Annotated in this window: 11 protein-coding genes; 2 read left to right on the top strand and 9 right to left on the bottom strand. The window is 40.3% G+C overall.

Going from position 1 to position 13,705, the window contains the following annotated elements:
• The first annotated feature begins 56 nt into the window (after positions 1-56).
• The gene (locus tag Aru01_RS00605; protein WP_016656150.1) at positions 57-1,379 is read left to right on the top strand and encodes an MFS transporter; all 1,323 of its coding nucleotides are present in this window, start codon (positions 57-59) and stop codon (positions 1,377-1,379) included.
• Positions 1,380-1,381: 2 nt separating this feature from the next.
• A complete protein-coding gene (gene coq7, locus Aru01_RS00600; RefSeq protein WP_016656149.1) occupies positions 1,382-2,017 on the top strand; it encodes a 2-polyprenyl-3-methyl-6-methoxy-1,4-benzoquinone monooxygenase in 636 nt (211 codons plus the stop codon).
• Positions 2,018-2,167: 150 nt separating this feature from the next.
• Here the strand turns inward: coq7 and Aru01_RS00595 are convergent, their stop codons facing one another.
• The 9 genes from Aru01_RS00595 to Aru01_RS00555 form a co-directional block, all read right to left on the bottom strand.
• The gene (locus Aru01_RS00595) at positions 2,168-2,881 is read right to left on the bottom strand and encodes a response regulator (protein ID WP_016656148.1); all 714 of its coding nucleotides are present in this window, start codon (positions 2,879-2,881) and stop codon (positions 2,168-2,170) included.
• 55 nt (positions 2,882-2,936) lie between these two features.
• Positions 2,937-5,624, bottom strand: coding sequence for an ATP-binding protein (locus Aru01_RS00590; RefSeq protein WP_016656147.1), 2,688 nt, complete (start codon positions 5,622-5,624; stop codon positions 2,937-2,939).
• A 98-nt stretch (positions 5,625-5,722) separates the two neighbouring features.
• Complete coding sequence (gene kdpC, locus Aru01_RS00585) at positions 5,723-6,328, bottom strand: potassium-transporting ATPase subunit KdpC (RefSeq protein WP_016656146.1); 606 nt, start codon at positions 6,326-6,328, stop codon at positions 5,723-5,725.
• An 18-nt stretch (positions 6,329-6,346) separates the two neighbouring features.
• Positions 6,347-8,365, bottom strand: coding sequence for a potassium-transporting ATPase subunit KdpB (gene kdpB, locus Aru01_RS00580; protein ID WP_016656145.1), 2,019 nt, complete (start codon positions 8,363-8,365; stop codon positions 6,347-6,349).
• A gap of 12 nt (positions 8,366-8,377) precedes the next feature.
• Positions 8,378-10,111: a potassium-transporting ATPase subunit KdpA gene (kdpA, locus tag Aru01_RS00575; RefSeq protein ID WP_016656144.1), complete on the bottom strand. Its 1,734-nt coding sequence runs from the start codon at positions 10,109-10,111 to the stop codon at positions 8,378-8,380.
• Positions 10,112-10,545: 434 nt separating this feature from the next.
• Positions 10,546-11,007, bottom strand: a complete 462-nt coding sequence (locus Aru01_RS00570) for a 2-amino-4-hydroxy-6-hydroxymethyldihydropteridine diphosphokinase (protein WP_016656143.1) — start codon at positions 11,005-11,007, stop codon at positions 10,546-10,548.
• Positions 10,964-11,344 (bottom strand): dihydroneopterin aldolase, encoded by a 381-nt coding sequence (gene folB, locus Aru01_RS00565; protein WP_016656142.1) that lies wholly within the window; start codon positions 11,342-11,344, stop codon positions 10,964-10,966. The genes Aru01_RS00570 and folB overlap by 44 nt, the downstream gene beginning before the upstream one ends.
• Positions 11,345-11,381: 37 nt before the next feature.
• Positions 11,382-12,680 carry an ABC1 kinase family protein gene (locus tag Aru01_RS00560; RefSeq protein WP_016656141.1) on the bottom strand — a complete coding sequence of 433 codons (1,299 nt, stop codon included), beginning with the start codon at positions 12,678-12,680 and terminating at the stop codon, positions 11,382-11,384.
• 50 nt (positions 12,681-12,730) lie between these two features.
• Entirely contained in the window at positions 12,731-13,540 is an 810-nt protein-coding gene (locus Aru01_RS00555; RefSeq protein WP_040331270.1) for a HesA/MoeB/ThiF family protein, read from the bottom strand.
• Positions 13,541-13,705 lie beyond the last annotated feature (165 nt).

The raw sequence follows: 13,705 nt of genomic DNA, 5'->3' as shown, positions 1-13,705 counted from the left end.
CTAGATATAATTACTTATTAATCACATTTCTTAATATATTTAAATGAAGTTCCCGAATGAAAAAAAATGATCATATTTTAGGAACCCGACGCTTTTTGCCCATGTTCCTGACTCAATTTTTTGGTGCACTAAACGATAATGTCTTTAAACAATCCCTAGTTGTTATTTTTACCTTTGGTTGGATTCAACACCAAGGCCTAGAAATAAGCACCTTAAACAACTTAGCTGCATTACTGTTTATTTTGCCCTTTTTTATATTTTCTGCGACTGCTGGACAAATTGCTGATAAATATGAGCGCTCAAAACTGGTTCGAGGCATTAAGCTTCTTGAAATTCTGATCATGCTCATTGCAACGATTGGCTTTATGCAAAGTAGTCTATGGCTATTAATTTTTGCTTTATTTTTAATGGGCACCCATAGCACCTTCTTCGGGCCTATCAAATATGCAATTTTGCCAGATATTTTACATAAAGATGAATTAGTTCAAGGCAATGCGATTTTCCAATCAGGAACCTCTATCGCCATATTAATTGGCATGGTGCTCGGTGGTGCAGTTATTTTTTGGTCACAAGGTCAAATGATATGGATTAGTTTAACCGTGCTAACGATTGCAATTATTGGTTATTTTTGCAGTCGCTATATACTTCCGCAACCGATTCCAGATCAGAAACTTACAGTCAATTGGAATTTTTTAGCCACAAGTGTCAATACCGTTCGATATGCCAAATCATTGCCTGTGGTGTTTTTAGTTCTACTCGGTAACTCATGGTATTGGTTTTATGGTGCAACTTTTTTAACCCAGATTCCTTTATTAGCTAAGCAGTATCTACATGGTTCTGAAAATGTTGCCAGTTTATTGCTGATGCTGTTTTCTGTGGGTATTGGTCTAGGCTCATTACTGTGTAAAAAAATTGGTGGAACTCAAGTCAATCTAAAAGTCGTAACCATAGGGTGTATTGGCCTGACTGTTTTTGCATTTTATCTTACGACTAGCTTAAGCTTTTTACCTACATCTGCACCAGCACAGGTATTGGGCTTATATGAAGTATTTCATTCAGGAATGGCCTACTATCATGTCATGTTAGCCATCTCATTATTGGGTGTTTTTGGTGGATTTTATATCGTACCGCTCTACACCATGATGCAAGCCTTTGCACCCGCCTCACATCGTGCCCGTGTCGTATCTGCAAATAATATTCTAAATGCCATCTTTATGGTTACTGCATCTATATTCTCAATTATTATTTTGAGCTTTTTACAGTTTGATCTGAAAGTACTGTTTAATATCACAGCAGTACTCAGTGCAATATTTTCACTACTGCTGTTAAAATACTTACGGCCACTTATTGCCATTACGCCCTATTCTTTGGAGGATTAAGTATGCGTCATTACACTGGTCTGGATAAAATGATCCACTCCTTTGACCAAGCGCTTAGAAGCTTGGTTCCTGGTGCAACTTCCGCACATCGAGAAAATCCAGCACAAAACCTCGACAGCCCGCTTGGTGTAAGCGAAGCACGTCATGTTGCAGGTCTAATGCGTGTCAACCATAGTGGTGAAGTCTGCGCACAAGCACTTTATCATGGCCAAGCACTGACCGCGAAACTTCCTAATGTCAAACGTGAAATGCAACAAGCTGCGATTGAAGAGCAAGATCACTTAGCTTGGTGCGAAGATCGCTTAGTTGAGCTTGATAGTCATACCAGCTTACTCAATCCAGTATGGTACGGCTTATCTTTTGGTATGGGTGCTCTCGCTGGGATCGCTGGTGATAAATATAGCTTAGGCTTTGTGGCTGAAACTGAACGTCAAGTCAGCTTACATTTGGTTGATCATATTAGCCAACTTCCACCACAAGATCTGCGCTCAAAATATATTTTAGAACAAATGAACTTAGATGAATTACACCACCGTGATACTGCATTGACTGCAGGTGGTGTTGATTTGGCCTTACCTATACGAATAACGATGACTGCAATTTCAAAGTTAATGACCAAGACCAGTTATTATATTTAAGCTGATACTCGACCTTTAAATCGTTCTCTGTTTAGACCGAGTTAAAAGTGGCAAGGATGCCACGACTACACCAATATCGAGTATTGATTATTGTTGAGTAGCCTTATATTTTGTAGTCACTCAAGGGTTAACGAAATACACTAAATCCAATTATTTTCCTAAAAACCGCAGCCCTACACCTGGCTCTGTTGCGATATAAGTGGGATGAATTGCATCGTCACCCAGTTTATTGCGTAGTTTTGCAACTAAAATACGTAAATAATGCGTGTCTTCTTGATGACTTGGTCCCCATAACTCCTTAAGAATCTGAGGTTGAGTAATTAACCTGCCACTATGCTGCACCAACATTAGCAACAATTGGTATTCCTTGCGTGTTAAAGAAATGAGCTGCTGATGTAAAAATACTTGTCGCTGTGCGTAATCAATTTTCAGTTGTCCATCATCATAAATCGCTGTTTCAACAGGTACAGCAACATGCCTGAGCATAACTCGTATGCGTGCCATTAACTCCTGTACACTAAATGGCTTAGTCACGTAATCATGTGCACCTGCATCTAATAAGGCGACTTTCTCTTGCTCATCTGCTCGTACAGATAAAACAATCACAGGAACTTGTGACCAACACCTTAATTCAGTCAGTACTTCCCGACCATCTAAATCAGGTAAACCTAAATCTAAAATTAAAAGATCTGCGCCGTGCAAAGCCAGTAGTTCTAAACCCTGCTGACCATTTTCAGCAAGCATGGTGGCATAGCCTTGTGAACGTAAAGCGATATCGAGGAATTTACGGACTTGAGCCTCATCATCGATGATTAAAATTTTAATCGGACTAGTACTCTGACCAGCTTTAGCACTGTTTAACATAAATTTCTTTCACAATTGGGCAGTTTACATATGGATAAATCGAATTTCATGGTTATTATGCGCTGATTTGTTGAATCGGCAAGCACATACAAATCTGAGTGCCCTGATTATTTTTTCCTGCGGTCGCTATAATTTCACCTTGATGCGCACCAATAATCGCTTTGACAATGGTTAGCCCTAAACCTGTGCCAAATTGACCACGATCACCACGTTGCATCGTATAGAACATATCGAAAATGCGTTGACGTTCGGCTTCTGGAATACCAACACCTTGATCACTAATCGCAATGGCGATATGTTGAGGATCTGGAGAATACACCTCTATCTCAACGGCGGTATGTTCTGGTGAAAATTTTGCTGCATTTTCAAGAACGTTAAATATTGCTTGTTCTATGAGTGCCGCATGTACATATAGACTTAAATCTTTTATCGGCATCGATACTTGTACATTGACCTGCGGCATATAGCGATTTAAACGCCGCACTGCTGATCCAACCAACTCATCCACACCAATCCAGTCACGTTTAAGACTCAGCCCTTCGTGACCTAAGCGAGTCATATCTAACAAATTTTGGATATAACGATCCAAACGTTCTCCCTCTAGCTGAATCGTCTCTAATAAGCTGTTCTGATCCTGATCAGTTAAGTCTTGTCGGTAGTGAATCATGCTTTCAGCAGCCCCAATCATTGCAGCAAGTGGGGAGCGTAGATCATGAGATACAGAAGTTAATAATGCTGAGCGCAGTTTTTCTGTCTCAGTTGTGACATTGGCTTGTTCTAATGCTTTACTCATCTGTGTTCTTAACAGGGCCTGCGCAATATAATCAATCATGGACTCAGCCAATTGTTTTTGCTCAATGGATAAGTTTTGTTCTACATCAAACTGTAATCCTAATACGCCTAAGCACTGCTTCGATGCCAATAAAGGCGAAAACCACCAATTTGACTCTGTCAGAGTTTGAGTAAAACGACCTGATGATTGTTGATTTTTGAAGGTCCAAGCAGCAGAAATCTGCTCCTTTTCTGATATTTCAATTGTATTTGTAATTAGAGTTTCGTGATCTTGAAGTTGTAACCAGACTTCTGCATTTAAATTTTTTTCAAGACTGTGTTTTCCAATCCTTAAGACGTCACTTGAACTCACTGCAACTGAAAGTTTAAGTCCTAAGTCCTGCATAATACTGTTGTAACGATTTGCTGCTTTTAACGCGATCACCTGCTCATGTAAACGTGAAGCTAAGCGACTGGCAATTAAGGCTGCGGCTAAAAATGCTAATACGGTAATAACGCCTTGGCGTGCTGAAATTTGTAAAGTAAAACGTGGTTCGATAAAAACGAAGTTATAGGCAAGAAATAAAATGATTGCAGAACATACAGCAACGATCATGCGGGTTCTTGCTGCTACAAAAACTACCGCCGTGATAAAAATGACTGAAAGCTCTTCAATGCCCAGATAAAACTCACCTAAACGAGCTAAAAAGATACTTACTAAACTGGTCAATACCACCAAAATACTTTCTTTAAAACTCAGTACACGAATTTTGGGGCGACTTTTAAGTAATTGTCCTGATGTTACTGGAGCTAAAGTGAACACACTTATTTCAAATGGAACTTTAGATTGCAATAGCTGCTGTAATACGGACATTGAAAAAATCTGTGACCACATGTGCTTGATTGTGTATGTGGTATTGCCCTGAGCCATGACCAAAGTAGAAATACCACGTTCAACAGCAAAGCTTTTCAAAATGTTGGCATGGGCTTTTCCATAAAGCATTTCAGTCATGCCACCCATTTGCCGTGCTAAGGTAAATGCTCGTTCCAGCGCGCGTTGATGCTGATTATTTTGAGCATGTTCATTTTTGTGTGTCAAAGCCGTAGAAGGACTATGTGAAAATGCAACGACTGTCCATTTGGCCATACGTTTTTCCGCAATCCTACAACCGGCACGAACAATCGCCTCAGCTTGTTCAATATTATCAATAAAAACCAAAACATGATGATTCAAAGGAATCGGTACTTGTCCCTGTGATGCAAAATTTTCTCGCGCATCAATCTCGACGTGATCAGCAACCGTCTGTATAGCCAACTCACGTAGGGCTGTTAGATTGCTGTGATTAAAAAAGCCATGTAAAGCAGGTTGAATTTGTTCTGGAACATAGACTTTTCCCTGATGTAAGCGTTCTAGTAACTCACTCACAGGTAAATCAATTAATCGTATATCCCGAATACGCTGGAGCATTAAATCAGGTACAGTTTCTTTTACTCGTACACCTGTAATTTGAAAAACCACATCATTTAGGCTTTCTAAATGCTGGATATTCATCGTGGTAAACACATCAATACCCGCATCTAGCAATTCATTTATATCCTGCCAACGCTTTTCGTGCCGGCTACCTGGTACATTTTGATGAGCAAACTCATCGATCAATACAATCGCTGGCTGTTTTTGTAATACTGTATCAAGGTCCATTTCTTCCAATAAATGTCCTTGATAAGGAATTTGCTTACGCGGGATGATTGGCAAATCTTGTAATAACTGCTCAGTTTCAATTCGTCCATGAGTTTCAACATATGCAATCAGTACGTGTTGCTGTTGCTCAATCAATTCTCTAGCACGCACGAGCATTGCATAAGTTTTTCCGACCCCAGGTGCAGCGCCTAAAAACAAGGTCAAACGTCCCGACTGATAGCGATTCAGCTGTTGCAATACACTATCAGCTTTGCTGTCGTGACTATGTGCCATGGTTTTACACTCACTTAAACTGGGGTAAGACTTAAAAACTTTTACAGTAAAATTAACATGCTTTATCTATACAGCACTAGATATCACTTCATAAAGCCTTAAGAGAGTTTAAGGTCATCTAAGGCAAGATTAAGTTTAAGTACATTGACACGCGGTTGTCCTAATAAACCCAATGTCGGCTGCATAATATGTGCATTAAGCACTTGCTCAACTTGAGCAACACTCATATGGCGAGCTTTAGCTATACGCGCAACTTGTAAGCGTGCAGCCTCTGGACTGATTTCAGGATCAATCCCACTGCCTGATGCGGTCAGGAGATCACTAGGAATTTTATCTGCTGTAATATGCTCACGTGTAGCAATCTGAGTTCTACGCTCATCGATCAACTGTTGTAACTCAGGGTTACTACGGGCAAGGTTAGAGCCTGACATTGCAATTACACTGTAATTTGATTGTGATGGTCTAGCGTAAAAATATTGATCAGAAATAAATGCCTGTGCAACAAGGCTCGAACCTACTGGCTGTTGTTGCTGATGTAGCAAGCTACCATTGGCCTGAAATGGAAACAGTACTTGGCCTAATCCTGTTGCGACAGCGCTATAAGCAAAACCACAGAGAACTAAAGCTACAGCAGACAGTCCTAAAGCAGGGCGAAGCAACTGTAAAACATGAGGTTCTCGATTTAAATCTGTAAAATTAGACATGCTCAATACTCCATTTATTTAGATAAACATACTGATCAACAGATCAATGGCTTTGATTGATATAAAAGGTAAAATCACACCACCCACACCAAAAATAAGCATATTACGCCGTAGCAATTGTGTTGATGTTGAGGCTTTAAATTTTACACCACGTAGCGCGATCGGAATCAATGCTGGAATAATCAATGCATTGAAAATGAGTGCAGATAAGATGGCGCTTTCACTACTGTGCAATTGCATAATATTTAATACTTGCATTTGTGGAATTGCTGACACAAATAAAGTAGGCAAGATCGCAAAATATTTGGAAATATCATTGGCCAATGAAAAAGTAGTTAATGCACCTCGGGTAATCAATTGCTGTTTACCAATCTCAACCACTGCAAGTAATTTTGTTGGATCAGAGTCCAAATCAACCATATTCCCTGCTTCTTTAGCGGCTTGTGTTCCTGAGTTCATAGCTAGCCCAATATCTGCCTGAGCCAATGCTGGTGCATCATTGGTCCCATCACCAACCATCGCCACGAGATGGCCTGCTTCTTGTTCACGACGAATACAATTTAGTTTGTCTTCAGGTCTTGCTTCAGCAATATAATCGTCAACCCCAGCTTCTGCTGCTATTGCAGCTGCAGTGAGTGGATTATCTCCTGTGACCATGACTGTTTTAATACCCATTTCGCGTAAACGAGCAAATTTTTCCTTAATTCCTGGCTTCACCACATCAGAAAGCTCAATTACCCCCAATAAATTATGATCACATGCAACCACAAGTGGTGTCGCACCTTTAGAAGCCACTTGTTCGATCCGAGTACGTAATTCAGCTTGCTGATTTAAATCCTTTTCTGTGAATTTTATAATAGCATCCAAGGCACCTTTACGAATCTGTTGACCATTTTCTAGATTGACCCCAGATATTCGAGTTGCTGCATTAAAAGATACGAATTCCGCTTGTTCTGGCTCTAGCACTTTTTCACCTCGATCTTTTGCCAAAGCGACGATCGATTTGCCTTCAGGGGTTGGATCAGCCAAAGAACTGAGTAAGGCAGCTTGACGAAGTTCACTTTCTGTCACCCCAATCAAGGGATAAAATGCTGTTGCTTGACGATCACCATATGTAATGGTTCCTGTTTTATCCAAGAGCAGTACGTCAACATCACCAGCAACTTCAACGGCCTTACCTGATTTAGCAATTAAATTTGCTTTTAGTGCACGGTTCATCCCTGCAATCCCAATTGCAGGTAATAACCCTCCAATCGTCGTTGGGATCAAACACACTAGTAGTGCAACCAACACAATAGGGTTAATTTCTATATGTAGGAAGCCAGCAATAAATGGCAAACTCAAAACCACTAAAATGAAGGTACAAGTCATAACCATCAATAAAATGCCTAGCGCAATCTCATTGGGTGTTTTTTGACGACTAGCACCTTCAACCAAAGCAATCATTCGATCTAGGAAACTATTTCCCGAATCTGCACTGACCTGCACAATAATGCGATCTGTTAATACTTTGGTTCCGCCAATAACACCCGATCGGTCTGTACCCGCCTCACGCAAGACAGGTGCAGATTCACCTGTTACTGCTGCTTCGTTAATGGTGGCAAAACCTTCAATAATTTCACCGTCGGCAGGAATCATTTCACCAGCACGAACTTCTATCAAATCGTTAATTAGTAAGGCTGTAGCAGCAACACGCTCGCCTTCACGATCCTGTCGTGAGCTTAAACGCAATGCAGTTAGATTTTGACGTGCTTGTTTTAATGATGATGCTTGACCACGCCCTTTTGCTTCGGCAACAGCCTCTGCATAATTGGCAAATAGTACGGTGACAAATAAAATGAGACTAACTAAAAGGCCAAACAACAGACTACTGTAGCCTAATATTGTGCTCACCAAACTAATGATTGTACCCAGCCAAACAATAGCCATGACGGGATTTTTCATTGCATGTTGAGGCATTAATTTAATAAGAGCACTTTTCCAAGCCTCTGATTGCCCGAAAGTTGAGTTTTTTTGAGCAGATTTTGAATTAGACATGCTATTTACTCCTTAGGCCATCATGAGCACGAGATGGTCAGCAATTGGGCCTAAGACCAAGACAGGCATAAATTGTAATAAAGTTAACATCAATACGATTGCAATCAGTGTCACGGCAAAAGTTGGTGTTTCGATTTGCAAAGTACCGTTACTTTCTGGTGCTTGCCGTTTAGCAGCTAAACGAGATGCAATCAGCAAAGGAATAATTAATGCTGGAAAGCGTCCAAGAAGTAGTGCCAGACTCGCACTTAAATTCCACCATAAAGTGTTATCTGCTAAACCTTCAAAGCCTGAACCATTGTTAGCAAATGCTGAGACATATTCATAAAAAATCTGACTCACAGCGTGAAAGCCCGGATTAGTCGTACCTGCAAGACCAGGAACAAATACTGCAATTGTTGTTAAACCCAAAATCACCAGGGGTTGTAACAAAATAAGGACGGCTAAGAGCTTAATTTCACCTGCCTCAATTTTACGCCCCAAAATTTCAGGTGTACGTCCAGTCATTAGTCCAGCAATAAATACAGCCAAGAACAAATAGACCATAAATTGTTGTAAACCACAGCCAATCCCACCCCAAATAGCATTGATCAGCATATTCATTAAGGCAACTAAACCTGTGAGCGGCGCTGCGGAATCATGCATCATTGCGACTGAACCATTGTTCACTTGAGTGGTCACAGCAGCCCAAAGAGCAGAATCACTTGCACCCAAACGTAGTTCTTTGCCTTCCATCAAACTACTTTGCATGGCAGTTGCCGATAAACTCTCAGACCAAATTGCAGTTCCTGCTGAAATGACAGACATAAGCAACATACAACCAAAGACCAATGCTGCAAATTTAAAACGACGGGTAAAGAAACCAAGCATGAGTACAACTGAGATTGGAATCAATAAAATCGCCATCATTTCCATAAAGTGCGATAGCGGTGTTGGGTTTTCTAATGGCACGCTACTGTTTGGACCATACCACCCACCCCCATTACTACCGAGTTGTTTGATAGCAACCATCGGAGCAACAGGACCCAATGGAATTTCTTGTTGTTGTAGTTCCGCCTGCTGATCTAAGACAGAAACGACTGGACCCGCTTGTAATGTTGCAGGTACCCCCTGACTATTTAAAAATAATGACCAGATCATACAAAGTGGAAGCAAAAATCTTAAACTAGGACGAATGACGTCTGCCCAATAGTTGCCAACGTTAATTAAATTTGTTTTTTTGCTTAGGCTATTTTGAGTTTGCTCAGAATCAGTAAGATCAGTGTTTTTAACTTTAGCCATAAATAATGCACGGATGGTGGCGATCACCATAGCAAGCCCCATCATAGGGGTAATCACCTGTAATCCAACTATTGCAACCATTTGCGACAAATAAGATAACTGTGCCTGACCAGCATAATGTTGTTGGTTAGTATTGGTCAGAAATGAAATCATCGTGTGTAAGGCTAAATCCCATGACATATTGGGTACATGGTCAGGGTTTAAAGGTAACCAAGCCTGACACATCAGCATAATCCACACTAACAAGCCAATCACCCCACAGCTTAAAGCAAAACTTAAACTATAGGTTTTAGCGCTCATGCCCTGTTTAGGATCAGTGCCTAATACAGCGTAAATTGGTTTTTCAATCCAATTGAATAATGGATCTACTTTCATTGGCCGATTTTGCATGATTGCTGCAAGATATTTTGCTAAAGGAATTGCAATTAAGATTGTTATGATCAATAACAAGGCATAGACCCACATGATGGTTCTCCTTGTTGTTGGCCAATAGCTGTTATCGCTACGAAGTGATGTTGATTATTGTCAGTAATAATATTGAAGCGATCATGCGGTCTGCGCGAATCAAATCGAATGACCTGATCGCGAATATGAACTAAGCACATGTTTGTAGATACCTTGATATAACGGAACAACTCCAGTTCGCAGTATCGGAAAACTTGCCGTAAAATCGCTATGTTGCAGAGGCCTTGTTGGCGTAAATTTTGCGTAAATTTTTTATTTTACAGAGTCAAAACAACAAAATATTAAGGTAAGTACATTTACTTAGCCCAGAACAGTGCTTTCTTAATTGAATTGTCTGTTGATATAGCGAGATGTACAAAGTCGTAAAATTGCCACTTTGTACAATAAATACAAGAAAATCAGCCTTGATCAGCTCAGAGCTTTTAACAAAAAATTTAAGCTGAAACCAAATCTACTGATGTTTGCGTCAGTTTTATCAAAGGAAAGTGATGTGTCTGATGCTCAAATAGAGAATGATGCCATAGCTGAGCAAGTGGAATCTTAACATCCAATGCTAAGGGCATTTTTTTAGGATTAAACTGCATTTGGTCCAGATGACTGCCCCAAGCGATCAAATCAATATCTAAACTAATATGGTGTGATGGTCGCACCCGTCCAGAATCAGCTTCCCATTGTTTAAACAAGTTTTGAATTTGATCTGGCGTCAAAGCACAGGTCAAAATACACGCAGCATTCCAGTAATCAGCGCCCACACCATCACGGCATGGGATTTGATAAATTGGAGAATATTGCACTGCCCCGAGTTGTTCAAGCGCAGCAAATACTTCTCGAAAATGCTGTTCAGGATGAAGATTACTCGCTAGGGCGAGTGCATAGGTCATGTCGGTGGCGTTCAAAACGTATTCCTACAGCTTGTGCTTGGGCAATAATAGCGGGCTTGCGAATCGCAATACGGATAGATTCAATGGCATTAAAACGAGAAAACAACTGCTCAACAACTAATTGTGCAGCATGTTCCAACATTTTGGGTTTTGCTTGTTGAATCGTGTCCGTAGCAATCTCACACATTAATGCGTAATTTAATGTGTCATCTAACTCATCTGAATGAGCGACTTTCTTTAAACAGGTGCGTACAGTGATATCTAGAGATAGCGGTTGAATAATTTGACGTTCCCAAGTGAAACAGCCAACTACAGTATCAACACGCAGATCTTCTATAAAAATTTCATCCATTATACTGACTCAGTTGATTCACTCTGACAAAGCCTAATTAGTGTTTTAGGCTCTGATGTTGCTCAACAGTTTGCACCATTTGCAAACGTTGGTCAGCATAAATATCGGTATATGGAGCTAAGACGCGCATAAAGCGATCAAAATACAACATTTGCTTAAACAGTAACGCAAAATCTCTCGGGAAGCGAATCCCATGACGCTCACCCACAGCCACCATATCCATCATAATATCGTTTAGATCTGAAGGATTGGTCGTTAATATTTGCTGTGGATCAGCCAATAGAACACCACTAAATAGTCGCTCTAAATCTCCAGCCAATACAGCAACATCAATATGCTGACTGGTCATCCCCATTTGTAACATGCTTTCGGCCATACGTGTATAGTTGGTACGTTGGAGTGCATCCATAAAACCGATACATGCAGTCCAAACTTCTGGCTTCAACTGCCCTACAATACCAAAGTCAATAAAACCGACACGACCATCTTCAAGCAACATCAGATTTCCTGCATGTAAATCAGCATGAAAACTATTACACATCATCAAACTACCAAACCAAGTATTCATTGCTGTAATCAACACTTGTGATGGATCTTTAGCGACTTTACGTACAAGGTCAAAATCGGTCAGTGGTACACCATATAAACGTTGCATTGTTAGTACACGTCGAGTTGAATACTGATGATAAACCTTGGGTGCTGTCGCAGCCTGATTATTCGTCACATTAAGATATTGAATAAAATCATCTAGGTTACGTGCTTCTTCGATAAAATCGACCTCACGCACCATACGCATTTTAATTTCTTCAACAATATCAGCCAAAGATGCAAATTTTACTTTGGGTACAGCTTTTTCAAGTAGCTTTGTCGCCCAGTGCAATACATTGAGGTCGGTATATAAAATTGTTTCGACCCCAGGCTTTTGTATTTTAAGTACGACATCTTCGCCGCTCACTAATTTTGCGGCATGTACTTGTGCAATAGATGCAGAGGCTAAAGGTGTGGTTTCAATAGAGGCGAAAATTTGATTTAAATCACGACCAGCAAACTCCGAAGCCAAAACTTGCTGTACATAGCTAAATGGAAGTGATGGTGTTTGATCTAGACAGCCCTGAAACTCCTCAACATATTCACGAGGAAATAAAGACGGTGTACTTGCGATAAATTGGCCAAGTTTAATATACGTCGAACCTAAGGATTCAAAGGTTTCTCGCATCAACTTCGCATTGCTCGGTTTTTGCGTTGCATACTTAATACCAGCACGAGCCGCAATCACGGCTGTCTCACCTACTCGAGCTACTGAACGTAACCCATCAAACAATATATTTTTTTTCATAGGATTTAAGCATATAAAATTGAGTACAGTGTAACAAAAAAAACCACACCTTAAAGCCGATTTTGTAGACAGCTCGGGCAGGTTTCATCTTTTTCAAAAGCAAGGATACGTTGTTTCATGCTTAAACCATCCCAGAGTAAAAGCTTTTCAAGCAAAGGAGTTTGTCCTAAACCCAAATACAACAAAGCGTGATGTGCTTGTAAACTCGCCATTACATTCGGTGTGGTTGCGAGTACACCTGAATCAGCGCAGCGCAAACCAAGATCATCTTGGCCATTGTCTAAGTTTTGCTTTGGAAATAAACACTCATAGCAAGCACTTTGACCATCTTGCATAAATAACTGACCTTGAAAACCAATTGCAGATGCGCTGATTAGCACTGCATCATTCGCTTTACTTATTTCACTCACCAAATATCGGGTGGCAAAATTATCACAACCATCTAGCACAAGATCTTGAGCCGCAATAAGCTGCTCAGCATTGTCTTGGTCTAATTTCGCTACAATACTTTGTACTTGAATATGTGGATTAATCTGCATGAGGCGTTTGGCTAACACCTCTGCCTTAAAACAACCAATATCTTGTTGTGTAAAAGCAACTTGACGTTGTAAATTACTGACTTCAACCTGATCAGCATCAATTAAGGTGATTTTTCCCACACCAGCACGCGCTAACAGCTCGGCACTACTACAACCAATACCACCACACCCCACGATTAAAACATTCGCTAATTTTAGCTTTTCTTGTGCCTCAATGTCCCAACCATTTAACAAGATCTGACGACTGTATAGGTGCATTTCGTCTTCACTTAACTCTAGGTCCGAATCAAATTGATCTATCACGTATCTATCCCATATCATCGACTGAATTTTGGCACTGCTCATTAAGCTAAATGCGTTTGGCATTCAAACATAGCATTGCTATCACTGCAATATTTGCAGCACAATGATTGAAGTTTTACTGAAAATAATTCAGTGACCGTTTAGAATTATATCTACTTTTGCTTAGGCTATTTTTAAAAGACA

Source organism: Acinetobacter rudis (assembly GCF_000829675.1).
GTDB lineage: Bacteria > Pseudomonadota > Gammaproteobacteria > Pseudomonadales > Moraxellaceae > Acinetobacter > Acinetobacter rudis.
This window is presented reverse-complemented; position numbering and strand designations above follow the sequence as displayed.